The organism is Hydrogenophaga sp. L310, from assembly GCF_055703065.1.
Map to the genome: position 1 here is coordinate 290711 of NZ_JBVPZA010000005.1, position 26940 is coordinate 317650.

Consider the following 26940-nt stretch of genomic DNA (forward strand, 5'->3'; position numbering starts at 1 on the left):
ACACTTATGCCCGACTTCTTCCGTTTCCCCCACACCCCCCACATCGCCTGGCTGGCCACTGGCGAGCCGCGCGACGACAAAGTGCTCTCCCCCGCCGAGGCCGAAGACATCCTCAGCGGCCCCGTGGTGCTGGAAGAAAAGCTCGACGGCGCCAACCTGGGCTTTTCAGTCTCGCCCGACGGCGTGCTGCGCGCGCAAAACCGGGGCCAGTACCTGCCCCAGCCCTTCCACGGCCAGTTCGCCCGCCTGGGCCCCTGGCTGGCGGCGCACGAAGACAAGCTGTTCGATGCCCTGGGGCTGCACCTCGTCGCCTTTGGCGAATGGTGCGCCGCGCGCCATTCACTCGACTACGCCACCCTGCCCGACTGGTGGATGCTGTTCGACGTGTACGACCGCCAGGAGCAGCGCTTCTGGAGCACCGCGCGCCGCAACGCCTGGGCCGCAGAAACAGGCTTCAACACCGTGCCGCGCCTGTACGCGGGCGAAGTGACGCTGGACCAGCTGCGCGACTGGGTGCACGCCCACGACAGCCAGTTCCGCCAGGGCCACCTGGAGGGCATCGTGGTCCGCCGCGAGAACGCCGACTGGCTGGAGAGCCGCGCAAAACTCGTGCGGGCGGACTTCACGCAGACGATTGATGCGCACTGGCGCAGTCGGGCGCTGGAGTGGAATCGGGTGGTGTGAGGGTGCTGCTTGAGTTAAGGGTTGCAGGACACCTGCCTGCACAAGCAGACATGTCCCGCTGAAAAAAGCAACTTCGCCTTCAGTGCGCCTGGTCCCAGTTCGCCCCCACCCCCACCTCCGCCAGCAGCGGCACCTTGAGCGCTGCCACGCCGGCCATCAGGCGCGGAATTTCGGTCTTGAGCCAGTCGACTTCGCCCTCGGGCACTTCGAACACCAGTTCGTCGTGCACCTGCATGATCATCTTGGTGCCGCGCTGCTGTTCGTCCAGCGCCTTCTGCACCGCCACCATGCTGAGCTTGATGAGGTCGGCCGCCGTGCCCTGCATGGGGGCGTTGATGGCGGCGCGTTCGGCGCCGCTGCGGCGCGGGCCGTTGGGGCTGTTGATTTCAGGCAGGTAGAGGCGCCGACCGAACACGGTTTCCACGTAGCCCTGTGCCTTGGCCTGGGCGCGGGTGTCGTCCATGTACTGCTTGACGCCGGCGAAGCGCTCGAAATAGCGCGTGATGTAGTTCTTGGCGGCGGTGTTGTCGATGGCGAGCGCCTTGGCCAGGCCGAAGGCGCTCATGCCGTAGATGAGGCCGAAGTTGATGACCTTGGCGTAGCGGCGCTGTTCGCTGCTGACTTGCGCGGGCTCCAGGCCAAACACTTCGGCGGCGGTGGCACGGTGCACGTCCACGCCATCGTGGAAGGCCTTGAGCAAGGCCGCGTCGCCACTGAGATGGGCCATGATGCGCAGCTCGATCTGCGAGTAGTCGGCACTGGCGATAACGCTGCCGGCGGGTGCCACGAAGGCTTCGCGCACCTTGCGGCCTTCGGCGGTTCGGATGGGGATGTTCTGCAGGTTGGGGTCGTTGCTGGAGAGGCGCCCTGTCACGGCCACGGCCTGGGCGTAGTGCGTGTGCACGCGGCCGGTGCGCGGGTGGGCGAGCTGGGCGAGCTTGTCGGTGTAGGTGCCCTTGAGCTTGGAGAGACCCCGGTGTTCCAGGATCTTGGCGGGCAGCGGGTAGTCTTCGGCGAGTTTTTCAAGCACCTCTTCGTCGGTGCTGCGCGCGCCGGTGGCGGTTTTTTTGATGACGGGCAGGCCGAGCTTGTCGAAGAAGATTTCGCCGAGCTGCTTGGGGCTGGCCAGGTTGAAGGGCTGGCCGGCAATTTCATATGCCTCCTGCTCCAGCGCGAAGATGCGCTGGCCGAGTTCGTGGCTCTGTCTGGCGAGCGTGGGCGCGTCGATCAGCACGCCGTTGCGCTCGATGCGGTAGAGCGCTTCGCTGCTGGCGATCTCCAGCTCGTAAATGAAGCTCAGCTTGGCGTCGGCTTCGAGCTGGGGCCAGAGCGCGCGGTGCACGTCCAGCGTCTGGTCGCTGTCTTCACATGAGTACTCGGCCGCCTTGGCCACGTCGACCTGGGCAAACGGGATCTGGTGCGCGCCTTTGCCGCACAGGTCTTCGTAGTTGATGCCGCTGCGCCCCAGGTGGCGCTCGGCCAGGCTGGACAGGCCGTGCGGCTTGTGCACTTCGAGCACGTAGCTTTGCAGCATGGTGTCGTGCACATAGCCCTGCACCTCGATGCCGTGGTTGGCGAACACATGGCGGTCGTACTTGATGTGCTGGCCGAGCTTGTGTTTCGCCGGGTTCTCCAGCCAGGGCTTGAGCTTCGCCAGCACCTCGTCCAGCGGCAACTGCTCGGGCGCGTCGGGGCCCGCGTGCATCAGCGGGATGTAGGCAGCTTCGCCGGGTGTCACGCTGAAGCTGATGCCGACGATCTGGGCCACCATTTCGTCGAGCGAGGTGGTTTCGGTGTCCACGGCCACGAGGTCGGCGGCTTCGACCCTGGCGAGCCAGGTGCTGAAGAGCTCCCAGGTGAGGATGGTGTCGTAGTGGAGGTTGCTGGTGGACGGGTTTGCCGACGTTTCGCTGGCCTCGGTTGGCTCGGCTTCGCTGAAGAGGTCGTTGGTGGGCGAGCCCCTCACCCCGGCCCTCTCCCCGGAGGGGCGAAGGGGTGAAGACGGGGACTCGTCGCCGCCCAGCGCCTTGGCCAGGCCCTTGAAGCCGTAGGTTTCGTAGAACGCCTTGAGCGGTTCGGTCTGCGGCTGGCCGATGCGGATGGCGTCGAGTGCCGGCAGGTCGGGCACCCAGCCGTTCAGGTCGCAGTCGGTCTTGATGGTCAGCAGCTGGCGGCCGGTGGGCAGCCAGTCGAGCGCCTTGCGCAGGTTTTCGCCAGCCACGCCCTTGATCTTGCCGGCGTTGGCCACCACGCCTTCGAGCGAGCCGTATTCCTGCAGCCACTTGGCGGCGGTCTTGGGACCCACCTTTTCCACCCCGGGCACGTTGTCCACCTGGTCGCCCACCAATATCTGGTAGTCCACCATCAGGTGCGCGGGCACACCGAACTCGGCTTGCACGCCGGCGAGGTCGCGGCGTCTGCCGTTCATGGTGTCGATGATGGTGATGTGTTGATTCACCAGTTGGGCCAGGTCTTTGTCGCCACTGGAGACGATGACCTCAAAGCCCTGTTTCGCGGCGGTCACGGCGAGCGTGCCGATCACGTCGTCGGCCTCGACGCCGGGCACGTCGAGCACCGGCCAGCCCATCAGGCGCACCACCTCGTGGATCGGTGGAATCTGCGCCCGCAGGTCGTCGGGCATGGGGCTGCGCTGGGCCTTGTATTCGGGGTAGATGGCATCGCGGAAGGTCGGGCCCTTGGCATCAAACACACAGGCACCGTACACAAAGGGAAAATCTTTGTGCAACTTCTGCATCATGTTGATCATGCCGCGGATGGCCCCGGTGGCCGGGCTCGTCGGGTCGCCGGGCACGGCCCGCAGGTCGGGCATGGCGTGGTACGCGCGGTAGAGGTAGCTGGAACCATCGACCAGCAACAGGGTGGGGGTGGGCGTTTTTTCGTCGGACATGGGGCGATTGTGGGGGAATCTCCACGCCCTGAGCCGCCCCCGGCGCTCACCAGACGGGCAGCGCCTGCCTACAATGGGGCATGCGCCATACCACCACCCCCCTCTCCCGCCTGTCACGCCTGTCCGTGCCGGCTCTGGCCCTGACCCTTGCCCTGCCCGTGCTGGCCCAGGCCCCTGCGCCGGCCGCGGAAGCCACGGCGGTCGTGCCTGCAGAGTCCGGCCCCCCTGCGAGCAGTGAGCGCATCGAGCGCATCACCCACGAAGACGGGCTCTCGCGCATCGACGAGCTGCGCGTGGGCGGGCAGACCCGCAGCATCGCCGTGCAGCCCAAGAACGGTGCGCCCGGCTACGAGATCACGCCGGTGCCGGGTGGCGCGGACCTCACCGATGCCCAGAACAAGGGCTCCACAGGCAAGAGCCGCTGGCGCATCCTCAACTTCTGATCGTCCGCATTTTTCATGGCTGTTTACACCGAAGTCCCGTTTGACGAAGCAGCAGCACTGCTGCGCACGCTGAACCTGGGCGAACTCACCGAGCTGCGGGGCATCCACGGCGGCATCGAAAACACCAACTATTTCGCCACCACCGAACGCGGGGGCCTTCACGAGACCCACGTGCTCACGGTGTTTGAGCGCCTGGGTTTCGAACAACTGCCGTATTACCTGCACCTGATGAAGCACCTGGCGGGCAAGGGCATCCCCGTGCCCGAACCGGCCGCCGACGCCCGGGGTGAGATCCTGCACACGCTGCAGGGCAAACCGGCCGCTGTGGTGGACAAGCTGCGCGGCAAAAGCGAGCTGGCACCCGAGGAATCGCATTGCCGGGCGGTGGGCGACATGCTGGCGCGCCTGCACCTGGCCGGGCGCGATTTCGGCATGAGCCAGCCCAACCTGCGTGGCCTGCCCTGGTGGAACGAGACGGTGCCGGTGGTGCTGCCGCACCTGAGCGAGAGCCAGCGCACGCTCATTCGCACCGAACTGGCCTACCAGAACCACGTGGCGGCCCTGCCGGCCTACTCCGCCCTGCCCCGCGGCCCGGTGCATGCCGACCTGTTCCGTGACAACGTGATGTTTGAAGATGGTGAACTCACCGGCTTCTTCGACTTCTATTTCGCCGGCAACGACAGCTTCCTGTTCGATCTGGCGGTCTGCCTCAACGACTGGTGCATCCGCCACACGGCGGACGACCACGACGGCCAGCACAACGCTGCCCTGGCGCAGGCCATGGTGTCGGCCTACCAGGCGGTGCGCCCCCTGAACGCGGCCGAGCGCGGCCTGCTGCCGGCCATGCTGCGCGCGGGTGCGCTGCGTTTCTGGCTCTCGCGCCTGTGGGACTGGCACCTGCCACGCGACGCCAGCATGCTCAAGCCCCACGACCCCACCCATTTCGAGCGCGTGCTGCGCGAGCGGGTGGGCCTGGCGCCCGGCCTGCTGGCCTCGCTGCTGGAAGAACACAGCCTGACCGCCTGAGCCCGACCCACCCCACGCATGAAACTCCGCATTGTTCCCGCAGGCACCGGCCTGCAATGGGTGAAACTGGGCGTCAAAACCTTTTTTCGCCAGCCCCTGGCCCTCTCGGGCCTGTTCTTCATGTTCATGGCCACAGTGTCCGTGCTCTCGATCATCCCGCTGATCGGGACGGCCATCTCGGCCGTGCTCACGCCCGCGGCCAACCTGGGTCTGATGGCGGCCAGCCGCGAAGCCGCGGCCGGCCGCTTCCCCATGCCATCCACGCTGGTCAGCGCGTTTCGCGGAAGCCGCGAACAGACGCGCGCCATGCTGATGCTGGGAGCGATGTACGCCGGCTGCCTGTTGCTGGTGCTGGCCACGGCCGCGCTGCTCGGCCCCTCGGCGCCGGCGGGCGAGGTCGAAACCAGCGTCACACCCGAGATGATGCAGAGCCTGCTGGGCAGCCCGGGCCTGTGGTTGGCCCTGCTGGTGTACATCCCCGTTCTCATGATGTTCTGGCACGCGCCCGCGCTGGTGCACTGGCACGGTGTGAGCCCGGTCAAGAGCCTGTTTTTCAGCGCCCTGGCCTGCTGGCAGAACAAGGGCGCCCTGTTCATCTTCGGGTTGGGCTGGATGGGCGTGTTCCTGTTGTCAGGGCTGGTGATCAGCCTGCTGGGCTCGGCGCTCGGCGGCGTCCAGGCGCTCAACATCATCCTGTACCCGGCCGTGCTGTTCGTGGCGTCGATGTTCTACGCCTCGGTCTATTTCAGCTTCCGCGACAGCTTTGACACCGGCCCAGCGCCCGACGAAATGCCTTCACCCACCGGAGACCCGACATGACTCAGCACACCCTGCTTGGCCGCCATGAAGACGAAGTCCTTTGGTTCCAGCGCCGCGAGGCCGTGGCCGCGGCGGGCGCCTGGCTGGCCTTCGGGGGAATGGGTGCCGCGCAAGCCCAGCAGCGCAGCAATGTGGTCGAGATGCTGGGCGATGTGCTGCTCAATGGCCGGCGCATGTCGCCGCAGCACACGGTGCAGTCCGGGGATCAGATCCAGACCGGCCCGGGTTCGCGGCTGCTGTTCGTGATCGGCAACGCGGCCTTTCATGTGCGGCAAAACTCGCGCCTGGAGGTCGGGCGTGGCTCTACGCTCAACACCGTGAGTCTGCTGCGCCTGCTCACTGGCGCGGTGGTCAGCGCGTTCGGGCGTTCGGCCAGCCGAACCATCGTCACCCCCACCCTCACCGCCGGCATCCGCGGCACCGGCGTCTACGCCGAAGTCATGCCCGACCAGCGCAGCTATTTCTGCAACTGCTATGGCACGGTCCAGATGAACGCTCGCGGCGACCGCGCGCTGTCCGTGTCGAGCTACCACCAGTCGTTCTGGGGTGAGGTTGCGCCGAAAAACGGCCGGCTGCTCACGCCCGCTGATGCCATCAACCACACCGATGAAGAGCTCGAATTCCTGGCCCGCCTGATCAACCAGCGCACCGCCTGGCAGATCGCCGGCAGGACAGGCGTGAAAGACGGCAGGGGTTACATGGAAAACCAGCCGGGGCAGATGCACCCGGCCATGAATCTGCTACCACGCTGATAGCAGGGCAGCCCGCGTGCGCGGGGCGAACTGCCACACCACTGTCACGCGGGTTTCACACAAACGGGAGATGCTTGGCCCCGTTTGTTCAACCCACGAGGCCACCAATTGAAATCTGACATCTCCCACCCCGGTAACTTCAACAACGAAGACTCCAACCACACGGCCAACCCCCACATTGATCAGGTGCTCGATGCCCGCCTGAGCCGCCGCGGCCTGCTGCGTGGCGCGGCGGGTGCCGCGGGTGCCGGCGTTCTGGGCACCACGGCCCTGAGCGGCTGCGCCACCTCCGGCGCGTCCGGCACCACCGGCGCAGCCCTCACCAGCCTGGGCTTCAAGCCCGTGGCCAAGAGCCTGGCCGACAAGGTGGTCGTGCCCGAGGGCTACAGCGCCCAGATCATCTACGCGCTGGGCGACCCGCTGGCCGCCGGTGTGCCCGCCTACAAGAACGATGGCAGCGACACCGCTTTCGAGCAGCGCGCCGGCGACCACCACGACGGCATGGAGTGGTTCGGTCTGGACGCCTCGGGCAAGCCATCCAACAGCTTCAACAGCCGCGGCATCCTGGCCGTGAACCACGAAGCCACCACCGACGAGAAGCTCAGCTCCTTCTTCATCCACACCAACGGCGGCGCGTCCACCCTGCCCCGCCCGGCGTCTGAAGTGGACAAGGAACTCGCGATCCACGGCCTGTCCTTCGTTGAAGTCCAGAGCAGCGGCAAGCAGTGGGCCTACAAGACCAGCTCGCCGTTCAACCGCCGTGTCACCACCATGACCACGGCCGCCATCCACGGCCCGGCACGCGGCAGTGAACACCTGGTGACGAAGTTCAGCACCGACGCCACCCTGTGCCGCGGAACGCTGAACAACTGCGGCACCGGCAAGACCCCCTGGGGCACCTTTGTCTCGGGCGAAGAAAACTGGTACGGCTATTTCTCGCGCGACGCCAAGGACGACGATCGCCGCCAGAAGGACAAGCAGGTCCAGGCCCTCAACCGCTACGGCCGCAAGGCCGGCGCCGCCAGCCGCCACGGCTGGGAAAGCGCCGGCCCGCAAGACCAGTACGTGCGCTGGAACAACGGCGCACTGGCCGCCAGCGCGAAGGACGACTACCGCAACGAAATGAACACCTTCGGCTATGTGGTCGAGATGGACGCCTACGACACCCAGGCGCCGATGCGCAAGCGCACCGGGCTGGGCCGCTTCGCGCACGAGAGCGTGGCCTTCGCCAAGCCGGTGGCCGGCCAGCCCGTCGTGGCCTACATGGGCGACGACGCACGCGGCGAGTACATCTACAAGTTCGTGTCCGACGCCAAGTGGGACCCGAAGGACGCGCAGCCGGCCAACCGCCTGGCCGCCGGTGACAAATACCTCGACAAGGGCACGCTGTTTGCCGCCCGCTTCAAGGACAACGGCAGCGGTGAATGGCTGGAACTGTCGATGAACAACCCCATCATCGCGGGCAGCTCGTACTTCGAGTTCAAGTCCAACGCCGACGTCGCCATCTTCACGCGTCTGGCGGCCGACGCCGTGGGCGCGACCAAGATGGACCGCCCGGAATGGGGCGGTGTGAACCCGAAGACCGGCGAGGTCTACATCACGCTGACCAACAACAGCAACCGCACGGTAGCCAACACGGACGCCGTGAACCCGCGCATGTACACCGACATGAAGGGCAGCAAGGCGCAGAAGGGCAACGTGCACGGCCACATCGTTCGCATGGCCGACGCCTCGCCCGCCGGCAGCGCGTTCAAGTGGGACGTCTACGTCTTCGGCGCCGAAGCCGATGCCGACAAGGCAGCGGTGAACCTCTCCAGCCTCACCGACGACAACGACATGTCGGCGCCCGACGGCCTGGTGTTCAGCCCGGCCACCGGCGTCTGCTGGATCCAGACCGACGACGGCGCCTACACCGACAAGACCAACTGCATGATGCTCGCCGCCATCCCCGGCAAGCTCGGCGATGGCGGCGCCAGGACGGTCAAGCACGGCGACAAGTCCGTCACCACCTACGTGGGCAAGACCCCGACGCCCACCACGCTGGCACGTTTTCTGGTCGGTCCCAAGGGCTGCGAGATCACCGGCTGGTGCGAGACACCCGATGGCCGTGCGGTGTTCGTCAACATCCAGCACCCGGGCGAAGGCACAGCCATGGCCGACGTGGGCAATCCGGCCAAGTACCAGAGCCAGTGGCCCGCCAACGCCGGTTACGGCGCTGGCCAGCGCCCGCGCTCGGCCACGATCGTCATCACCAAGAACGACGGCGGCGTGATCGGTTCCTGATCCCGCTTCGTTCCACTTCACAACCCGGCTTCGGCCGGGTTTTTTCTTGCCCGCTGTGAGGCCGACACCTGGTAACAACAGCAGCACCTGGTGACTGGCCGTGCACCCGTCGCAGCACTATGCTGAAACCCATGATCTCGCTGTCGCCCCTGCGATTTGTGATGTACACAAAGGAGCCATCATGCCAAACGGCATCTACCGCATCGAAAGTGAACGCCCCATCGTGAGCGCCCTCCTGCACGTGGCCATGGGAAAGAGCTGCGTGCTTGACGATGGGGAACTCGCGGTTGTGGTTGCAGCCAAGAGCCAGACGATCCCGCCGGGTCGGGAGATTCGGGTCGTCCACGTACCGACAGGCGAAATCGTGTTTCGCAAATCGGAGACCGTCCACGACATGTCCAACGAGGGCCCTGGGTGAACCGCCCGCGAACGGAAAGAAAATGGCGGTATGGCTGTATGCAGCAGCACATCCCAAAACGACGACAGCGGGTGTGTCGCTGCGGTGAATGCCGATGAACAGAGCGCTTCAGTGCGCGGGCAGCGGCGGCGCAGAAGGCATGGTGCGTCCGACGTTCTGCGCCATCACGCCCGTGAACACGGCCTCGACCTGGGCGGCGATCTGCTGCCAGTCCAGCTGGGCGACCTGCTGCCTCGCCCGGGTGCTGGCCAGGGTGATGTGCTGGGGCTGGGCGGCCAGTTCGCGGGCCAGTGCGACATACGCTGACGCATCTCCCGCCGGCGCCATCCAGCCGGTGACGCAGGGTTCCAGCCACTCGGCCGCCGCCGCGGTGTCGAAGGCCAGCACCGGCAGCCCGCTGGACAGCGCCTCCAGCGTGACGTTGCCAAAGGTCTCGGTCAGGCTGGGAAACAGGCACAGATCGGCCGAGGCGTAACACGCGGCCAGCACGTCCTGCCGCAGCTGCCCCACAAACACCGCCGGGGGGCAGCGCTGCTGCAAAGCTTCGCGCTGCGGGCCGTCGCCCACGAACACGAGCCGCACATCGCGGTGCACCGCGCCCATCGCCTCGAAAGCGCGGATCGCGATCTCCAGGTTCTTCTCGGCGGCCAGCCGGCCCACCACCAGCAGCACCAGGCTGGCTTCGTCGGCGCCCCACTGGGCGCGCAGTTCGCCGCTGCGGCGCTCGGGCCGGAACAGCTGCGTGTCCACACCGCGCGCGACCACGCGGATGTTCTCGAAGCCGCTGGAGATCAGCTCGGCACACAGCGCGCGCGTGGGCACCATGGTGCACTGCGTGAGGTTGTGGAACTTGCGCAGGTAGGCCACGATGGGTTTCTTCAGCCAGCCCAGGCCGTAATGCTGGCTGTAGCTGTGGAAATTGGTGCGGAAGTCGGAGGTCACGGGCAGTCGCAGGTGGCGCGCAGCCTGCAGCGCCGACCAGCCCAGCGGGCCTTCGGTGGCGATGTGCACAAGGTCGGGCCGTTGCAGCGCCCAGGCCGAGATCAGGGCCTTCTTGCCCGGCAGGCCCAGCTTGAGCTGCGGGTAGCGCGGGATCGGCATGCCGCGCATCAGCACCTCTTCGAACCCGGCGTCCTGCGCGCCCAGGTCGGCGCGGGTCTGGCGCGGGCGCACGAGCTGCACCTGGTGGTTGCGCTCACACAGGCCCTGCACCAGCCGCGCCAGCGTGAGTGCCACGCCGTTGACTTCGGGTGGCCAGGTCTCGGTGACCACGGCCAGGCGCATCGAAGGCCGGGCGGCCGGAAATTCCTGCACGAGGATGTTCTGAGAGGCGAGATGGTTCATGCCGGCATCTTCCCGGGCTTGCACAACAGGCATGTGACAAACCGGCCCGCGCCGATGACAGCCCTGTGCCCGCGCGATGACAGAGCGCCCCTGTCACCGGCCTTTCATCGAGTCTGCAGATCATGTCGCCACACCGTGCCCATTCCCCACCTCCAGGAGACCCATGTGACGACTTTTTTCGAGGCCCTTGACATCCAGCGCCAGGACGACCACCGCTACTACCACCACCACCGCATCAACCAGACGCTGCATTTCGTCAGCGCGATCAGTTTCCTGGTGGCCTACGCGTGGTTGCTGATCGACCCGGTGGTCTCGGCGCTGATCGCCTGGCTGGTCTCCATGGCCACGCGCCAGGCGGGCCACTTTTTCTTTGAACCCAAGGGCTACGACCACATCAACCAGGCCACGCACGAACACAAGGAAGCCATCAAGGTGGGCTACAACCTGCAGCGCAAGATCGTGCTGATGGCCTTGTGGGCCGCCGCGCCGGTGGCGCTGCTGGCCTCGCCCGACCTGCTGGGCCTGATCGAGCCGCACGCCGACTGGACCGGCTATGCGCGCGACGTCGGCGCGGCCTGGCTGGTGATCGGGGTCGGTGGCCTGCTGTTCCGCACCGTGCACCTGTTCTTCATCCGCGACGTGCAGACCGGCCTGGTGTGGATGACCAAGATCCTGACCGACCCTTTCCACGACATCGCGCTGTACCACCGGGCCCCGCTGCAGCTGCTGCGCGGCGAGCTGCTCGACCCGGCCTACCACGGCCAGCGCGCCTGAACCGGCACCGGCAACGACCGCCCGCCTTGACACGCTCAGACCTGGCGCCCGAGCAGCGTGCCGAGCACCTCGCGCAGGATGCCGCGGCGGATGTCCTTGTTGCTCTGCCCGCCGCCCTGCCCCCACCAGCCCTGTGTGTGCATGTCGCGGCCGGCGAGCACGAAGCGCTGCAGCACCTGCTCGAAGTCGGCGTCGCTGAAGTTCAGGCTGAAGATCAGGCGCCCGGTGCCCACCCAGCTCAGGGCCAGCCCGTGCCAGCGCAGGTGGTACTGCAGCAGCCAGTTGTAGCGCGAGGGCTCGGTGTAGCCGATGGTCCAGATGCTGTGCATGTTCGTCGCGCGCATGGGCAGACCCTCGGCGGCCATGGTCTGATTGAAGCGCAGCGCGCGCGCGTCCCAGCGAGCCTCCTGGCCGTCGTAGATGTCCTGCACCTCGGGCGAATCCAGGCGGCGCAGGAACGCGTTCATTCCGCCCATCACATACGGGTGGGCGTTGAATGTGCCGCGCGCGAAACACAGGTCGGCCGGGCGCTCGGGGCGGTAGCGCTGCATCAGGTCGTGGCGTCCGCAGACCACGCCCACCGGGTAGCCACCGGCCAGTGTCTTGCCGTAGGTGACCATGTCGGCCTTCACGCCGAAGTATTCCTGCGCGCCGCCCGGTGCGAGCCGGAAGCCGAGGAACACCTCGTCGAAGATCAGCACGATGCCGCGCTCGGTGCAGACCTGGCGCAGGCGCTGCAGCCAGGCGGTGTAGGCGGCTTTGTCGTAGCCGGCCTGTCGGCTGCTGTCGACCAGCGCCGAGTCGGCCGGTGCGTTGCGGTTGGGGTGCAGGGCCTGCAGCGGGTTGACCAGCACGCAGGCGATGTCCTTGCGCGTGCGCAAGACCTGCAGGCTGCGCTCGCTCATGTCGGCCAGGGTGTGGGTCTCGCGCGGGGGCAGCGGGTTGCCCGGGCCGGGCTGCACGTCTTCCCACCAGCCGTGGTAGGCGCCGCAGAAGCGCACCAGGTGTTGGCGCCGCGTGTGGTAACGCGCCAGGCGCACGGCCTGCATCACCGCCTCGGTGCCCGACATGTGGAACGAAACCTCGTCCAGCCCGGAGATGGCGCGCAGCCGCGCGATGTTGTCGGCCACGCAGGGGTGGTAGGCGCCGAGCACCGGCCCGAGCTCCTGCGCCAGCGCCGCGCCCTCGGCCATGGTGGCCTTGTAGAAGTCCACGCCGAACACGTTGACGCCGTAGGACCCCGTCAGGTCGATGAAGCGGTTGCCGTCCAGGTCGGTCTGGCTCACGCCCTCGGCCGACTGCACGAACGCGCCCACCTTGAGCCGCTCGCTCACGATGGGGCTGAACTGGAAGGGCACGCGGTATTTGCCGGTGAACTGCAGGTCGGCCAGGCCCTCGCGCGCCTGCGCGGTGAGCGCCAGGGTCTTGGCGTAGCGCTGCGCAAACCCGGCGCACAGCGTGTCGAAGGCCGCGCGCCGCAGCTGCGCGACCTCATCGGACACCCCGTCGCAGTTGAAGAAGCGCGCCTCGTCGTAGGCGTAGCCCGGCAGCAGGCGCGCCAACCGCTTGGCCAAACGCGAATGACCGGCGAGCGAGCGGTGCTTGGCGCGCGAGAGGTCGAGGCGGCGCTTGAGTGCGGGCAGACCCAGCGCGAGCGCGGCGGCCGGGAGTGCGTATTCGATGAAGGGCATGGCGATGACTGCTCCGTGACTGCAATCCCGCGTTTCTATTTCACCCCCATGACACCCGTATGAACCTGCGAGCCGCCGCTCAGCGCCTGGTGCTGAACGAAGACCTGAATTTCCTGCTGACCAACCGCGTGCCGCGCATCGCGCTCACGCGCTTCATGGGCTGGTGGAGCCGCATCCGCCACCCCTTGGTGCGCGATGCGTCGATGGCGGTCTGGAAAACCTTCTCCGACCTCGACCTGAGCGAGGCCAAAAAGTCGCATTTCGACAGCCTGCACGACTGCTTCATCCGCGAACTCAAGCCCGGCCTGCGCCCGCTCGATGGCCGGCCCGGCGTGCTGACCAGCCCGAGCGACGGCATCGTCGGCGCCTGCGGCCGCATCGGGGCCTTGCAGTACGGCACGGACGCCCAGCTGTTCCAGGCCAAGGGCTTCCCCTACCGGTTGCTCGACCTGCTGGGCGACAACGTGCAAGGCCGCGAGCTGGCGCGGCAGCTGCAGGGCGGCAGCTACGTGACACTGCGGCTCACCTCCAGCATGTACCACCGCTTTCACGCGCCCTGCGACGCCACGCTCGAACACGTCACCTACATCAGCGGCGACACCTGGAACGTCAACCCGATCGCGCTCCAGCGCGTGGAGCGGCTGTTCTGCCGCAACGAACGCGCCGTGCTGCGGCTGCGCCAGGCCGATGGCGGCCTGCTGGTGCTGGTGCCCGTGGCGGCCATCCTGGTGGCCAGCATGCGCCTGCGCGCGCTCGACGTGCCGCTCAATCTGCGCTACCGCGGGCCCCACCAGCTGCCCTGCTCGGCCCGCTACCGGCAGGGCGATGAACTCGGCTGGTTCGAACACGGCTCCACCATCCTGGTGCTCGCGCCGCCGGGCCTGGCGCCCGACCCCTCGCTGCGCAACGGCCACCGCATCCGCATGGGCGAAGCCCTGCTTCAAACAAGCTCCCACACAAGTGACACCCCATGACCACCGTCGACCTGATCTATTTCAACGCCGGCGGCGGCCACCGCGCCTCCGCGCTCGCCCTGCAATCCGTGCTGCGCGAACAAGGCCGCCCCTGGGAGGTGCGGCTGGTCAACCTGTTCGAGGTGCTCGACCCCTCGGGCCGCTTCAAGCGCCTCACCGGCAAGGCGCCGGAGGACTGGTACAACCAGCGCCTCGCGCGTGGCTGGACCCTGGGCATGGCGCACGAACTCAAGATCCTGCAGGGCCTGATCCGGCTCGCCCACCCGACCCTGGTGCGCAAGCTGGGACGCCACTGGCAACGCACGCGCCCCGACCTCGTGATCTCGCTGATCCCGAACTTCAACCGCGCCCTGTATCACAGCCTGACCGCCGCGCTGCCCGGCGTGCCCTACGTCACCGTGCTGACCGACCTCGCCGACCTGCCACCGCATTTCTGGATCGAGCGCGACCAGCCGCAGCATTTCGTCTGCGGCACACCGCGCGCGGTGCAGCAGGCCCTCGCGCTGGGCCACAGCGAAGACCGCGTGTACGCCACCTCGGGCATGATCCTTCGCCCCGAGTTCTACCGGCCCGCCACCCTCGACCGGGCCGAGGAACAACGCCGCCTCGGGCTGGATCCGCAGCGCCCGACCGGGCTGGTGCTGTTCGGCGGCCACGGCTCCAAGGCCATGCTGGGCATCGCCGAGCGGCTGAGCGACACCCAGCTGATCCTGGTCTGCGGCCACAACCAGGCCCTCGCCGAGCGCCTGCGTGCCCAGCCTTCGACCGCGCGGCACGTCGTGATCGGGTTCAGCAGCGACATCCCCGCCTGGATGCGGCTGGCGGACTTCTTCATCGGAAAACCCGGACCCGGCAGCGTGAGCGAGGCGGTGCAACTGGGCCTGCCGGTGATCGTGGTGAACAACGCCTGGACCATGCCGCAGGAGCGCTACAACGCCGACTGGGTCCGCGAGCAGCGGCTCGGCATCGTGATCGGCAGCTTCCGCGGCGTGGACAGCGCGGTGGCGCAATTGCTGGATGGGCTGGACGCGTACCGCGCCCGCGTGGACCGGATCCAGAACCGGGCGCTGTTCGAGATCCCGGAGATCCTGGCCGCGCTCTTGCAGAGCGGGGCGCTGCACCACTCGCGAAGTGAGAAGCGATGCAACCCCAGGGGCACCGCCGGGCCGGCTTTGCCGGACGGCCAGTGCCGCCCCCCTTGAGGGGGGTGACGCGAAGCGGCGCGGGGGGTGCTTCCTTCCCTCAGCGCAAGCCGGCGCAGTTCGCGTAGAAGGTGGTAGTGGCGGGCCAGTCGGAGAACACGCCCATCACCTTCACGTCCTTGGCCAGCACGTCGAGCACGCGGAACATGTCACCCTCGGTCTTGATCGCCGAATCAAAGCTCTGGTAATAAAAGCCGTTGCTGCCATCGGCCAGGATGCCCGACCGCTCCAGCGTCCAGGTGATGATGCCCAGACCGGCCGCCTGGGCATCCAGCGCGTACGGAGAAGGCACGATGTCGCCCGTGGCGTTGGTGCTCAGCAGGGCAAAGATCGGGGGCGCCACAATCTGGATGCCCTGGCGCTTGTAGTCCACCAGTTGATCGCGGCTGGGCAGTTGGGCCACGGTGTTGGCGTCGTCCAGGTACACCGCCTGCTGGCCAAACGCGGGCTCGTTGCGCACCCAGTACAGCACGTCGTTGATGTTGAAGGACTGCGCGAACACCTGGCGCGGCGACACGCCAGCCTGCTTGTACTCGTCGATCATCTTCTGTGCATAGGCCTCTTGCGTGAAGCCGTCAAAAGGCATCTCGACGCTCGCGCTCTTGAGTTCCGGCGTCATCTTCACGCCCAGCCGCTTGAACAGCGCAATGCTCTCGGCGTGGGTCATCAGCGTGCCGCTCGTGGGGCCCGAATACAGGTCGGTGCGGAAATTCGCCGTGCCGCCCAGGTATTCCTGTGGCGTGCGGGCGGCCGGGTTGGAGGCGTCCATCTTGCCGCGCAGAGTGCGGAACTCGGCGAGCGTGATGTCGCTGGTGCGGCATTCGGCCTGGGCGGGCGTGACCACCTTGCCGTCGGCGTCGAACGTGGCCGGCACGAAGGGCCTGGTGCACCGGGTGGCCAGCGGCGTGACCAGGATGTTGGTGGTGGTGTGCAGGTCGTTCTGCGCGTGGCGGCAGACCAGTTCCTTGTCCTTGGTGAAGGTCACATCACATTCAACGATGCCGGCCCCCATGCGCGCCGCCGCGGTGTACGACTCCACCGTGTGCTCGGGAAACTGCAACGCAGCACCCCGGTGACCGATAGAAAAATCGCGCGGCGTGAACTTGCCGCGCTGGGCACACTGCTGGAGCTTTCGTTTCAGGGGCCTGTCGGCCATGTCGTCCACAAGGAAGAAGGGGCGCACACCCAGCTCCACCCGGACCGACTTCTGCGGGCGCTGACCATGCTCTGGACCATCCGGTGAAGCGCACGCGGCGTTGGCAGTCAGACCCAGCACAGCCAGGCCGAACATCAGGTGACGCATGAAAAACCCTCCGGGCTCAGCGGTTCCAGGCTGAATGGCTGCGTTCGCGGCGCGCGTTGAAGCGGAAGCGCTGCAGGGCCAGCAGCTCCAGCACACCACCCACCACACCGCAGCCGATCGCGCCAAACCGCTTTAGTGCCTGCAGCGGATCCCGCTTGCGGCGAACCCGCGCGTTCTTCATCATGCAAAGCCCTTTCTGGCTGACCCGTATGGCCGTCGAAGCACGATAGCGATTTCATGTGACGATTTTGCGTCAACCTCCAGCCATTGCAACGGTGGCCCGCAGCATGCCGAACGGCCAACACGGGCGTTATGCTCGGCGCTGATTCAAGTCCCACCCGCATTCCACACCACCCCTCCCCACCGTGCCTGAAACCGCCCTGCCCGAGCTGCTGGCTCTGGAAAAAATCCTGGAGCTGGGCGCGCCCCACCTGCAGGTGCAGGAGCCGTGTCGCATCACACTGCCATCGGGCCGCAGTTTCCCCGTGCATGCCATCACCCTGGGCAACCCCAGCCTGGACGTGCCTGCAGTCGGCTACTTCGGTGGTGTGCACGGTCTGGAGCGCATCGGTGCCCAGGTGGTCATCGCCTTCCTGCAGAACATCGTCACGCGGCTGTCGTGGGACAGCTCGCTGCACCGCCTGCTGGAAGGCGTGCGCCTGGTGTTCATGCCCATCGTCAACCCCGGCGGCATGTGGGCCGCGACGCGGGCCAATCCGCGCGGAGTCGACCTGATGCGCAACGCCCCGGTCGAAGCGCGCGAAAGGGTGCCCTACATGCTGGGCGGGCAGCGCCTGAGCGCGGCACTGCCCTGGTACCGCGGGCGCCTGGGCGAAGCGATGGAAGCCGAGAGCCAGGCGGTCTGCGACTTGGTGCACCGCGAACTGCTGAGCCGCTCGTTCAGCTTAGCTCTGGACTGCCACTCGGGCTTCGGCATCAGCGACCGCCTGTGGTTCCCGTTCGCCCACACGCGCGAGCCGATCGCGCACCTGGCCGAGGTGCACGCGCTCAAGGCCATCTTCGAGCAGGCCCACAGCCACCACCCCTACATCATCGAACCGCAGAGCGCGCAGTACCTGACCCACGGCGACCTCTGGGACCACCTCTACCTGCAGGCCAGCACCGCGCACCCGGAGCGCACCTTCCTGCCGCTGACGCTGGAGATGGGCTCGTGGCTGTGGATCAAGAAAAACCCGCGCCAGCTGTTTTCACGCAAGGGCATCTTCAACCCGCTGATCGGCCACCGCCAGCAGCGCGTGCTGCGCCGGCACCTGGCGCTGCTGGACTTTCTCTCGCGCGCCGCCAGCAGCCACACGCGGTGGACACCTGGTGCAGATCAACGCGGTCAGCGGCATGCGGATGCGCTGGCTGACTGGTATTGATCTCCTTTTTGTGGTCTTTCTCGATGCGCATCTGTTGTGAACTGTTGGCCTCGGTTTTTGCACCTCGCGTGCCAAGGCGTGTGCGCTCAGGCCACAGCGCTTGGGTGAGGCGGTCGGTGCTTTGCACCGACTTCCCTGCGATGCTCGCGACCGTGGCACATCGCACAACTCGCTGCGTTCGCTTCGCTCTCTCCGCTCAGACAAGTGCGACGAGTCAGTCAACGAAGCGCGCTGCGCGCGCGGCCACGGGCACTGTGCTTCTCGGCGCCTCACACGGCGCGCTGCGGCCTGAGCGCACACGCCTTGGCAAACTGGGGTGTTGGCGCGCCACCGTTGGAATACCCATCCGTCTCTTGCTGCGGCAGGCGCTGTCCGGTGGAGGCGATTTCTGGGGCGGCTGTGCACGCCAGCCTGGGGCCGGGCGCGCAAGTGCGCGCCTCGTATCTGACTCGCGGCCACTGTCTGAGCGGAGAGAGCGCAGCGAACGCAGCGAGTTTGGCCCCGCCGGTCCCAGGCTGGTGGGCGCAGCGAAGTCGGCGCAAGGCGCCGACCGTCCCAGTATGAGCCCCCACCGGACAGCGCCTACCGCAGCCGCAAAATGCAGCGAGCGAAAGAAGGAGGTTTCCCCATGACCACCTGGATACTCCTCAGGGGTCTGACGCGCGAAGCCGCGCACTGGGGCCGCTTCACCGCCGACTTCCAGCAGATCCTGCCTCACGCCCGCATCCACACGGTGGACCTGCCAGGCAATGGGGCGCACCACCGCCAGACCAGCCCGCTCTCGGTGGCCGGCATGGTGGCTGCCTGCCGTGACGAATGCGCCCGCCGCGGCATCGAGACCCCGGTTTACCTGCTGGCCATGTCGCTTGGCGCCATGATGGCGGCCGAGTGGGCGCGCGTGGCACCCGAGGAGCTGAAAGGCTGCGTGCTGATCAACACCAGCATGCGCGCCTTCAGCCCCCTGACACACCGGCTCCGGCCCGCCAACTACCCGGCCCTGCTGCGCCTCACCCTGGGCCGCGGCACGGCAGAAGCCATTGAACAGACCGTGCTGCGGCTCACCAGCAACCAGCCCGATCAATTGCGGGGCGTGATCCCGGACTGGGCAGCCCTGCGCCGCCAGCGCCCGGTGAGTGCCCGCAACGCCGTGCGCCAGCTGATTGCCGCAGCCCGATACCGCGCGCCGCGACTGGCGCCCGGTGTTCCCCTGCTGCTGCTGTCCAGCGAGCACGACCAACTGGTCGACAGCCGCTGCTCGCAAGCCATCGCCAGCGCCTGGCACTGCCCACTGGTGACGCACCCAGCCGCGGGCCACGACCTGCCGCTGGATGATCCGCAATGGGTGGCGCATCAGGTCAGGGACTGGTTGCCAAAAAGCGCTGCCTCGACCTGAGCCTTCTTGGGGCACCGCTGCCCCGACCTGGTGCCACCCCAGGTTCGGCGCCCCGAAACGAGACAAGGCTATCGATTTGGGCTGGAGAAGACCCTTTTATCCGCCCTACCCACTAGGCACTTCACCGTCATCATCGTGAAGCCAGGGTGTCGTGCAACCGTCACCCTGGGCCGTTAACTTGCTTGCAGGCCTTCCACAAGAACCGCTGCGCAACACACCGCCTGACGAAGAAGCCCCAAAAATGAACGCCCAACCCATCCTGCTCACCCTCAACGCGGGCTCGTCGTCCGTGAAATTCGCGGCCTACAGCGCCAGGCCCGACCTGCCTCTGCTCGCCGCTGGCCAGGTCGAAGGGCTGGGCGCCAAAGCCCGGTTTTCGGTGAAATCCACTACCGCCGGAACCTCCGAGCACGACATGCCCGACCACAACGGCCCGGCAGACCACAGCGCCGCCCTGCAGGCCATCCTGCACTGGCTGGAAAAGGCCCACGCGGGCCAGCGCGTGGTGGCGGTCAGCCACCGCGTGGTGCACGGTGGCGTGGACCTGATCGACGCGGTGCGGATCAATGATGCGCTGCTGGCGCAGCTCGAACGCCTGGTGCCGCTCGCGCCGCTGCACCAGCCGCACAACCTGGCCGGCATCCGCGCCGCGCGCGTGGCCTTCCCGGACACGCCGCAGGTGGCCTGCTTCGACACCGCCTTCCACCGCAGCCACCCCTTCGTCGCCGACACCTTCGCGCTGCCACGCAGCTACTACGACGAAGGCGTGCGCCGCTATGGCTTTCACGGTCTGTCCTACGAATACATCGTGCGCCGCCTGCGCGAACACGACGCCGCGCTCGCCCGCGGCCGCGTGATCGTGGCCCACCTCGGCAATGGCGCCTCCATGTGCGCCATACAGGACGGCCGCTCGGTCGCCTCCACCATGGGCTTCACCGCGCTCGACGGCCTGCCCATGGGCACGCGCTGCGGCCAGCTCGACCCTGGCGTGCTGCTCTACCTGATGACCGAAAAAGGCATGGACGCGGCCGCCATCAGCGACCTGCTCTACAAAAACGCCGGGCTCAAGGGCCTCTCGGGCGAGTCGCACGACGTGCGCACGCTCGAAGCCTCCGGGAACCCCGCCGCGCGCGACGCCCTGGCCTACTTCGCCGACCGCGGGCGGCGCGAGATCGGCGGCCTGGCCTCGTGCCTGGGCGGCATCGACGCCCTGGTCATGACCGGCGGCATCGGCGAGAACGCCGCGCGCGTGCGCCTGGCCATGCTGACCGACATGGAATGGATGGGCATCGCCATCGACCACGACGCCAACCAGCGCGGCGACACCCTCATCAGCCTGCCCACCTCCCGCGTGCAGGTGCTGGTCCTCAAAACCGACGAAGAACGCATGCTGGCCGAACACGCGGCCCAGTTGCTCGGCGTCTGAAGCCTTTTCCTCATCCGTCGCTCGCCCATCCGTCGCCTTCCCTTCCCGAAAGCCCATCGACATGAACCCCGTCTTCAGCCCCACCAACCTAGGCCAGCACCAGAACGAGAACGCCCGGACCCTGGAGAGGCAGGTGCAGCGCATCCGCACCGCCCAGTCGCGCCACGTCGAAAAAATCATCCGCAGCCACACCGAGCGCAGCCAGTCGCTCTGGGCCGACTGGACCCGCCTGGGCCAGGCCATGACCCAGGCGTTCTTCAAGGGCGAAACCGCGCGCGATGCCGCCGAATACGGCGTGGATGCGGCCCAGCGCGGGCTGCTGACGCTGGACACCCTGCGCGAGCGCGGCAACACCGATCTGGCTCATGAAGCTGCCGGCACGCCGCCGGTGCTCGATTACGCCTACGAAGAAATCGTGGACGGTCGCGAACTCGCCAGGCCGGTGAACTACCAGTTGCTCTACATCGTGCCGCCCGAAGGCGTCGAGGTGCACGGCTGGAAGCGCCCCTACATGATCATCGACCCGCGCGCCGGCCACGGCGCCGGCATCGGCGGCTTCAAGGCAGACAGCCAGGTCGGCGTGGCGCTGCGCGGCGGCCACCCGGTGTATTTCGTGTCCTTCCGCCAGCACCCCGAGCCGGGCCAGACGCTGGCCGACGTCATGCGCGCCGAAGCGGGCTTCATCAAGACCATCGTGCGCCGCCACCCGCTGGCGCCCAAACCCATCGTCGTGGGCAACTGCCAGGGTGGCTGGGCCACGCTGATCCTTGCCGCGGTCAATCCCGAAATTTCCGGCCCTCTGGTCATCAACGGCGCACCCGTGGCCACCTGGTCGGGCAAGATCGGCGAGAACCCGATGCGCTACAACGGCGGCCTGCTCGGCGGCATCATGCCCGCGCTGCTGATGTCCGACCTGGGCAACGGCGAGTTCGACGGCGCCCACCTGGTGTCCAACTTCGAGTCGCTCAACCCCAGCCGCAACTTCTTCGGCAAGTACTACGACCTCTACGAGAACGTCGAACAGAACCGCGAGAGCTTTCTCGAATTCGAACGCTGGTGGGGTGGCTTCCATTTCACCAACGAGTCCGAGATCCACTGGATCGTGCAGCAGCTCTTCGTCGGCAACCGCCTGTCGCGTGGTGAAGCGCAACTGGAACCTGGCCGCCACATCGACCTCAAGGCGATCCGCTCGCCCATCATCGTGTTCGCCAGCCGCGGCGACAACATCACGCCGCCCCAGCAGGCGCTGAACTGGATCGTCGACACCTACGCCGACGAACACGAGATCCGCATCCGCGGCCAGCGCATCATCTACATGGTGCACGAAAAGGTGGGCCATCTCGGCATCTTCGTGTCGTCCTCCATCGCCAACAAGGAACACACCGAAGTGGCGTCCACGCTCAAGACCATCGAGGCGCTGGCGCCGGGACTGTACGAGATGACCATCGACGACGTGGTGGGCGAAGGCGAGGAGGCGGCTTTCGTGGTCAGCTTCCACGACCGCAAGGTCAGCGACATCCTGGAGATCGACGACCACGACCGCGAGCAGGAGCGCGACTTTGCCGCCGTGGCGCGCCTGTCCGACATGGGCGCCGACGCCTACGAGCTCATGCTGCGCCCCTGGGTGCAAGCCATCGTCACACCGCAGACCGCGCAGCTCATCCGCGACGCGCACCCCTCGCGCGTCAGCCGCCGCGCACTCTCCGACCGCAACCCCGCCATGCAGCTGATCGACAGCACGGCCGCACAGGTCAAGGCCAGCCGCCAACCCGCCCGGCCCGAGAACCCGCTGCTCGACCTGGAACGCATCGCCGCCAACACCCTGATGCAGGGCATGGACCTGGTGCGAGATCTGCGCGACGCGGCCTACGAGACCAGCTTCCTCTCCATCTACGGCACCCCCTTCATGCAGTGGCTGGGCCAACCGTATGCGCACGAGCGCACCCGCAAGGACCCCAACGAACTGCGCTACCTGCCCGAAGTGCAGGCCATGCTGCTGGGTGTGGACAGCGGCGGCTTCAAGACCGCGGTGATCCGCATGCTGATCCTGCTGGCCGACTCGCGGGGCTCGGTGCGGCGCGACCGGCTGGAGCGCTCGTCCGAAGTGCTCACGCAGCGCGAGCCCTTTGCTTCCATGTCGCCCAAGCACCGGGCCAACCTGATCCGCGAACAGTCCGTCATCATCGAGTTCGAGCCCGACGCCGCGCTCGCCGCCCTGCCGCGCATGCTGACCACGCCCGAGGTGCGCCGCGCGGCCATGGACGTGGTGGCGTACATCGTGGGTGCGCCGGCCGAAATGGAGCCGCAGACCGCAGCCCTGATCGCCACCATGCACGATCTGCTGGAGCTGGACGGCCCAGCCGCCCAGCCCGAAGCGGCTCCTCGCGCGCGCCGCCGTGCCGCTGCCGAGCAAGCCACCCCGGCCCCGCGGGCCACGCGCCGCACCCCGGCGGCCGCACCCACCAAGACCCCGCGCCGCACAGGCCCATCCGGCTCCTGACCCCCCACACGGAAAGCCACGCCGATGAAAAACAAGATCGTCACCGCCGACGAAGCCGTCGAACTCATCCACGACAACGACACCCTGATCTGCTCGGGCTTTGGCATGGTCGGCGTGCCCGACGAGCTGCTCGATGCGCTGCGCCGGCGCTTTGAGCGCAGTGCCACGCCGCGCGACCTGACGCTGTTCTTCGGTGGCGGCCCGGGCGACGGCAAGGACCAGGGCCTCAACCGCATCGCCCACGACGGCCTGATCCGCCGCGCCATCGGCGGCCACTGGGGCCTCGTGCCACGCATCGGCGCCATGGCGCTTTCGGGTGCCATCGAGGCCTACAACCTGCCGCTGGGCGTGATCTCGCACCTCTACCGCGACATCGCGGCCGGCCTGCCGGGTAACCTGTCGCCGGTGGGCCTGTGGACCTTTGTGGATCCGCGGCTGGAAGGCGGGCGCATCAACGCCCGCACCACCGAAGACATCGTCGAAGTCACCACGCTGGCCGGGCGCGAGCTGCTGTTCTACCGCGCGCCGCAACCCAAGGTGGCCTTCATCCGCGCCACCACGGCCGACTCCGAGGGCAACCTCGCCATGGACCGCGAAGCGCTCACGCAAGACACGCTGGCCATCGCCATGGCCACGAAGAACAGCGGTGGCATGGTGATCGCGCAGGTCGAATACATCACCGAGTCCGGCGCCATGTTGCCGCGCCGCGTGAAGGTGCCCGGCATCCTGGTGGACTGCGTGGTGGTGGCCCGGCCAGAGTTCCACATGCAGACCTACGGCACCGCCTACAGCCCCGCGCTCTCGGGCGAGATGCGCGTGCCGCTGGACGCGCTGGCACCGCTGCCGCTGGACGAGCGCAAGGTGATCGCACGGCGCGCGGCCTTCGAGCTCATGCCCAACGCCGTGATCAACCTCGGCATCGGCATGCCCGAAGGCCTGGCCGCCGTGGCTACCGAAGAGCGCCTGCTGCCCTACATGACGCTCACCGCCGAGCCCGGGCTGGTGGGGGGTGTGCCGGGCAGTGGCATGAACTTCGGCGCCGCCACCAACGCCGCCGCCCAGCTGGACATGAACCAGCAGTTCGATTTCTACGACGGCGGCGGTCTGGACCTGGCCTGCCTGGGCCTGGCCGAGTGCGACGCGCGCGGCAACATCAACGTCAGCCGCTTCGGCCCCCGGCTGGCCGGTGCGGGCGGCTTCATCAACATCACGCAGAACAGCCGCGTGGTCGTCTTCGCCGGCACCTTCACGGCCGGTGGCCTGAAGGTGGCGGTGGGCGACGGGCAGTTACGCATCACCCAGGAGGGCAAACACCGCAAGTTCGTCGAGAAGATCGAACAGGTCACCTTCAACGGCGAACACGCGGCGCGCAACGGCCAGAAGGTCATCTACGTCACCGAGCGCTGCGTGCTCGCGCTGACCGCCGAAGGCCTGGAGCTGACCGAGGTGGCGCCGGGCATCGACATTGAGCGCGACATCCTGCCGCACATGGCCTTCAAGCCCATCGTGCGCAACCCCCGCCTGATGGACGAGCGCATCTTCCGCGCCGAGCCCATGGGCCTGAAAGACACGCTGCTGGCGATCTCGCTGCCGCAGCGCATGGCCTACCAGGCCGACCGCAACCTGCTGCTCCTGAACTTCCAGGCGCTCAAGCTGCGCACGCCGCAGGACGCCCACGACGTGCAGACCGCGGTCGAGGCGCAATGCCGCGCCATCGGCCACCCGGTGGATGTGATCGTGAACTACGACGGTTTTGAAATCGGCGAACCGGCGATGGACGCCTACGCCGCCGTGGTCGAACACATGACGCAGCACCACTACCGCAGCGTCACCCGCTACAGCACCAGCGCCTTCCTGCGCAAAAAGCTCGGCCAGGCGATCCACGCCCGAGGCCTGGCGCCGCACATCTTTGAAACCCGTGCCGAGGCCGAAGCGGCCATCCAGCACTGAACCCGAAAGCACCCATGTTCAACGACCCCGCCTCCGTCGATCCCCTGCCCAAGGTCTGGGACGAAAACACCCGCATCGGCGACATGCTCAAAGGCCGGCGCGGCCTGGTGGTGGGTGTGGCCAACGGCGACAGCATCGCCTTCGGCTGCGCCGCCAAGCTGCGCGCTTTTGGCGCCGACATCGCGCTGACCTACCTCAACGAGAAGGCCAAGCCCTACGTCGAACCACTGGCCCAGCAGATCGACGCGGCGCTGCTGCTGCCGCTGGACGTGAGCCAGCCCGGTCAGATGCAGGCGGTGTTCGAGCAGATCCGCAACACCTGGGGCTCGCTCGATTTCGTCATCCACTCCATCGCTTTCGCGCCGCGCGACGACCTGCACGGCCGCATCGTGGACTGCTCGCAGACCGGCTTTCTGCAGGCGATGCAGGTGTCCTGCCATTCCTTCATCGAAATGGCGCATTTCGCCGAACCGCTCATGAACCCAGGCGGCGCGCTGGTCACCATGAGCTACTACGGCGCCGACAAGGTGGTCAACAACTACAACCTCATGGGCCCGGTGAAAGCGGCACTGGAATCGACGGTGCGCTACATGGCCAAGGAGCTGGGTGAAAAAGACATCCGCGTCTTTGCCGTCTCACCCGGCCCGCTGCGCACGCGCGCGGCCTCAGGCATTGGGCACTTCGACGAACTGATCGACATGGCCGTCACCCGCTCGCCCGGCCGCCGACTGGTGGACATTGCCGAAGTGGGCCGCGCCGTGGCTTTCCTGGTGGGCGGTGGGGCCTCGGGCATGACGGGCGATGTGATCTACGTGGACGCAGGCCTGCACATCATGGCCTAGGGCGTGTTAACACTAATAGCGATTGCGTCCACTGCGGCGGATACTCCGGGGCATGGAGATCACGCCCGAGCAATTCGCCACGATTGAGCACTGCCTGCCCAAGCAGCGTGGCAACGTCAGCCTGAGCAACCTGCAGGTGGTCAATGCGATCCTCTATGTGGCCGAGCATGGCTGCAAGTGGCGCGGACTGCCCAAGCGGTTTGGCAACTGGCATACCATCTACACGCGCATGAACCGCTGGACCAAGGCCGGTGTACTTGATCGCATGTTCGAGGAGTTGCAGCGAGCGCAGGTCGTGCGCATCAAGATCGAAGCGGTCTCGCTCGACTCCACGAGCATCAAGGTCCATCCCGATGGCACGGGGGCGTTAAAAAAAACGGTCCGCAGTCCATCGGAAAGTCCCGAGGGGGATGGAACACCAAGATTCATATGGTTGCCGCGGATGCTCGAACGGCCGTGACGTTCTGTCTCTCGCCTGGGCAGGCGCACGACGCACCCGAAGGCCGGCGCCTGCTCAGCAGTCTTGGGCCGGCCAGCAGGCCGGTGCATTTGTTGATGGACCGTGCCTACGAAGGCAACGAGACACGGCAGCTGGCACTGGATCTGGGTTTCATTCCAGTGGTGCCACCGATAAAGACGCGCATCGAACCTTGGGAGTACGACCGCGAGATGTACAAGCGTCGCAATGAGGTCGAGCGCCTGTTTCGCAGGCTCAAGGGTTATCGCCGGATCTTCTCGCGCTTCGAGAAACTCGATCTCATGTTCCTGGGCTTCATCAGCTTCGTCCTCGTCGCTGATGGACTTCGGATGTGTTAACAGGCCCTAG

Annotated in this window: 22 protein-coding genes; 17 read left to right on the forward strand and 5 right to left on the reverse strand. The window is 67.1% G+C overall.

Going from position 1 to position 26940, the window contains the following annotated elements; genetic code table 11:
• The first annotated feature begins 6 nt into the window (after positions 1-6).
• Positions 7-684, forward strand: coding sequence for an RNA ligase family protein (locus tag AC0GNO_RS11585; protein WP_472903998.1), 678 nt, complete (start codon positions 7-9; stop codon positions 682-684).
• 79 nt (positions 685-763) lie between these two features.
• Here the strand turns inward: AC0GNO_RS11585 and polA are convergent, their stop codons facing one another.
• On the reverse strand, positions 764-3592 hold the full coding sequence (polA, locus tag AC0GNO_RS11590; protein WP_472903999.1) for a DNA polymerase I: 2829 nt from the start codon (positions 3590-3592) through the stop codon (positions 764-766).
• A gap of 80 nt (positions 3593-3672) precedes the next feature.
• Between polA and AC0GNO_RS11595 the strand changes: the two genes are divergently transcribed.
• From AC0GNO_RS11595 to AC0GNO_RS11620, 6 genes are all read left to right on the forward strand, one after another.
• Positions 3673-4035, forward strand: a complete 363-nt coding sequence (locus tag AC0GNO_RS11595) for a hypothetical protein (RefSeq protein ID WP_472904000.1) — start codon at positions 3673-3675, stop codon at positions 4033-4035.
• Positions 4036-4050: 15 nt separating this feature from the next.
• Complete coding sequence (locus tag AC0GNO_RS11600; RefSeq protein ID WP_472904001.1) at positions 4051-5061, forward strand: homoserine kinase; 1011 nt, start codon at positions 4051-4053, stop codon at positions 5059-5061.
• 18 nt (positions 5062-5079) lie between these two features.
• Positions 5080-5880, forward strand: coding sequence for a BPSS1780 family membrane protein (locus tag AC0GNO_RS11605; protein ID WP_472890376.1), 801 nt, complete (start codon positions 5080-5082; stop codon positions 5878-5880).
• Positions 5877-6632 (forward strand): FecR family protein, encoded by a 756-nt coding sequence (locus AC0GNO_RS11610; protein WP_472890375.1) that lies wholly within the window; start codon positions 5877-5879, stop codon positions 6630-6632. Before AC0GNO_RS11605 ends, AC0GNO_RS11610 begins: the two co-directional genes overlap by 4 nt.
• 108 nt (positions 6633-6740) lie before the next feature.
• Positions 6741-8915, forward strand: coding sequence for a PhoX family protein (locus AC0GNO_RS11615; protein WP_472904002.1), 2175 nt, complete (start codon positions 6741-6743; stop codon positions 8913-8915).
• Between the two features lie 181 nt (positions 8916-9096).
• Positions 9097-9333, forward strand: coding sequence for a hypothetical protein (locus tag AC0GNO_RS11620; RefSeq protein WP_472890373.1), 237 nt, complete (start codon positions 9097-9099; stop codon positions 9331-9333).
• Positions 9334-9441: 108 nt separating this feature from the next.
• Here AC0GNO_RS11620 and AC0GNO_RS11625 read toward each other — a convergent pair whose 3' ends face one another.
• On the reverse strand, positions 9442-10677 hold the full coding sequence (locus tag AC0GNO_RS11625; RefSeq protein ID WP_472904003.1) for a glycosyltransferase family 4 protein: 1236 nt from the start codon (positions 10675-10677) through the stop codon (positions 9442-9444).
• A 165-nt stretch (positions 10678-10842) separates the two neighbouring features.
• On the opposite strand from AC0GNO_RS11625, the gene AC0GNO_RS11630 reads away from it, so the two are divergent.
• Positions 10843-11451: a DUF962 domain-containing protein gene (locus AC0GNO_RS11630; RefSeq protein ID WP_472904004.1), complete on the forward strand. Its 609-nt coding sequence runs from the start codon at positions 10843-10845 to the stop codon at positions 11449-11451.
• A gap of 35 nt (positions 11452-11486) precedes the next feature.
• Here AC0GNO_RS11630 and AC0GNO_RS11635 read toward each other — a convergent pair whose 3' ends face one another.
• Positions 11487-13142 carry an aminotransferase class III-fold pyridoxal phosphate-dependent enzyme gene (locus AC0GNO_RS11635; protein WP_472904005.1) on the reverse strand — a complete coding sequence of 552 codons (1656 nt, stop codon included), beginning with the start codon at positions 13140-13142 and terminating at the stop codon, positions 11487-11489.
• A gap of 59 nt (positions 13143-13201) precedes the next feature.
• Here AC0GNO_RS11635 and asd point away from each other — a divergent pair, with 59 nt between their 5' ends.
• Together asd and AC0GNO_RS11645 are read left to right on the forward strand one after the other, a co-directional pair.
• Entirely contained in the window at positions 13202-14116 is a 915-nt protein-coding gene (asd, locus tag AC0GNO_RS11640; protein ID WP_472904006.1) for an archaetidylserine decarboxylase, read from the forward strand.
• Positions 14113-15318: a glycosyltransferase gene (locus AC0GNO_RS11645; RefSeq protein WP_472904007.1), complete on the forward strand. Its 1206-nt coding sequence runs from the start codon at positions 14113-14115 to the stop codon at positions 15316-15318. The genes asd and AC0GNO_RS11645 overlap by 4 nt, the downstream gene beginning before the upstream one ends.
• Positions 15319-15358: 40 nt before the next feature.
• Here AC0GNO_RS11645 and AC0GNO_RS11650 read toward each other — a convergent pair whose 3' ends face one another.
• Complete coding sequence (locus AC0GNO_RS11650; RefSeq protein WP_472904008.1) at positions 15359-16621, reverse strand: glycerophosphodiester phosphodiesterase family protein; 1263 nt, start codon at positions 16619-16621, stop codon at positions 15359-15361.
• Between the two features lie 16 nt (positions 16622-16637).
• Positions 16638-16805, reverse strand: a complete 168-nt coding sequence (locus AC0GNO_RS11655; RefSeq protein WP_472904009.1) for a hypothetical protein — start codon at positions 16803-16805, stop codon at positions 16638-16640.
• 181 nt (positions 16806-16986) lie between these two features.
• On the opposite strand from AC0GNO_RS11655, the gene AC0GNO_RS11660 reads away from it, so the two are divergent.
• From AC0GNO_RS11660 to AC0GNO_RS11690, 7 genes are all read left to right on the forward strand, one after another.
• Entirely contained in the window at positions 16987-18003 is a 1017-nt protein-coding gene (locus AC0GNO_RS11660) for a M14 family zinc carboxypeptidase (RefSeq protein WP_472904010.1), read from the forward strand.
• Positions 18004-18631: 628 nt separating this feature from the next.
• Positions 18632-19396 carry an alpha/beta fold hydrolase gene (locus AC0GNO_RS11665; protein ID WP_472904011.1) on the forward strand — a complete coding sequence of 255 codons (765 nt, stop codon included), beginning with the start codon at positions 18632-18634 and terminating at the stop codon, positions 19394-19396.
• 241 nt (positions 19397-19637) lie between these two features.
• Complete coding sequence (locus tag AC0GNO_RS11670; RefSeq protein WP_472904012.1) at positions 19638-20822, forward strand: acetate/propionate family kinase; 1185 nt, start codon at positions 19638-19640, stop codon at positions 20820-20822.
• A 61-nt stretch (positions 20823-20883) separates the two neighbouring features.
• Entirely contained in the window at positions 20884-23322 is a 2439-nt protein-coding gene (locus AC0GNO_RS11675) for a DUF3141 domain-containing protein (RefSeq protein WP_472904013.1), read from the forward strand.
• 24 nt (positions 23323-23346) lie between these two features.
• Positions 23347-25272 (forward strand): acyl CoA:acetate/3-ketoacid CoA transferase, encoded by a 1926-nt coding sequence (locus tag AC0GNO_RS11680; protein ID WP_472904014.1) that lies wholly within the window; start codon positions 23347-23349, stop codon positions 25270-25272.
• A gap of 83 nt (positions 25273-25355) precedes the next feature.
• Positions 25356-26114 (forward strand): enoyl-ACP reductase FabI, encoded by a 759-nt coding sequence (gene fabI, locus AC0GNO_RS11685; RefSeq protein ID WP_472904018.1) that lies wholly within the window; start codon positions 25356-25358, stop codon positions 26112-26114.
• 52 nt (positions 26115-26166) lie between these two features.
• Positions 26167-26930 (forward strand): IS5 family transposase gene (locus AC0GNO_RS11690; protein ID WP_472903710.1). Its coding sequence is split into 2 segments (ribosomal slippage): positions 26167-26482 and positions 26482-26930, totalling 765 coding nucleotides; the frame shifts between segments, so codons are not numbered across the junction.
• Positions 26931-26940 lie beyond the last annotated feature (10 nt).

What these genes read in the sequence shown, in the direction of transcription:
- fabI (WP_472904018.1), top strand. Translation starts at nt 25,356, where the DNA reads ATGCTCAAAGGCCGGCGCGGCCTGGTGGTGGGTGTGGCCAACGGCGAC.
- AC0GNO_RS11645 (WP_472904007.1), top strand. Translation starts at nt 14,113, where the DNA reads ATGACCACCGTCGACCTGATCTATTTCAACGCCGGCGGCGGCCACCGC.
- asd (WP_472904006.1), top strand. Translation starts at nt 13,202, where the DNA reads ATGAACCTGCGAGCCGCCGCTCAGCGCCTGGTGCTGAACGAAGACCTG.
- AC0GNO_RS11635 (WP_472904005.1), bottom strand. Translation starts at nt 13,142, where the DNA reads ATGCCCTTCATCGAATACGCACTCCCGGCCGCCGCGCTCGCGCTGGGT.
- AC0GNO_RS11620 (WP_472890373.1), top strand. Translation starts at nt 9,097, where the DNA reads ATGCCAAACGGCATCTACCGCATCGAAAGTGAACGCCCCATCGTGAGC.
- AC0GNO_RS11600 (WP_472904001.1), top strand. Translation starts at nt 4,051, where the DNA reads ATGGCTGTTTACACCGAAGTCCCGTTTGACGAAGCAGCAGCACTGCTG.
- AC0GNO_RS11585 (WP_472903998.1), top strand. Translation starts at nt 7, where the DNA reads ATGCCCGACTTCTTCCGTTTCCCCCACACCCCCCACATCGCCTGGCTG.
- AC0GNO_RS11650 (WP_472904008.1), bottom strand. Translation starts at nt 16,621, where the DNA reads ATGCGTCACCTGATGTTCGGCCTGGCTGTGCTGGGTCTGACTGCCAAC.
- AC0GNO_RS11655 (WP_472904009.1), bottom strand. Translation starts at nt 16,805, where the DNA reads ATGATGAAGAACGCGCGGGTTCGCCGCAAGCGGGATCCGCTGCAGGCA.
- AC0GNO_RS11610 (WP_472890375.1), top strand. Translation starts at nt 5,877, where the DNA reads ATGACTCAGCACACCCTGCTTGGCCGCCATGAAGACGAAGTCCTTTGG.
- AC0GNO_RS11665 (WP_472904011.1), top strand. Translation starts at nt 18,632, where the DNA reads ATGACCACCTGGATACTCCTCAGGGGTCTGACGCGCGAAGCCGCGCAC.
- AC0GNO_RS11680 (WP_472904014.1), top strand. Translation starts at nt 23,347, where the DNA reads ATGAAAAACAAGATCGTCACCGCCGACGAAGCCGTCGAACTCATCCAC.
- AC0GNO_RS11670 (WP_472904012.1), top strand. Translation starts at nt 19,638, where the DNA reads ATGAACGCCCAACCCATCCTGCTCACCCTCAACGCGGGCTCGTCGTCC.
- AC0GNO_RS11625 (WP_472904003.1), bottom strand. Translation starts at nt 10,677, where the DNA reads ATGAACCATCTCGCCTCTCAGAACATCCTCGTGCAGGAATTTCCGGCC.
- AC0GNO_RS11595 (WP_472904000.1), top strand. Translation starts at nt 3,673, where the DNA reads ATGCGCCATACCACCACCCCCCTCTCCCGCCTGTCACGCCTGTCCGTG.
- AC0GNO_RS11675 (WP_472904013.1), top strand. Translation starts at nt 20,884, where the DNA reads ATGAACCCCGTCTTCAGCCCCACCAACCTAGGCCAGCACCAGAACGAG.
- AC0GNO_RS11605 (WP_472890376.1), top strand. Translation starts at nt 5,080, where the DNA reads ATGAAACTCCGCATTGTTCCCGCAGGCACCGGCCTGCAATGGGTGAAA.
- polA (WP_472903999.1), bottom strand. Translation starts at nt 3,592, where the DNA reads ATGTCCGACGAAAAAACGCCCACCCCCACCCTGTTGCTGGTCGATGGT.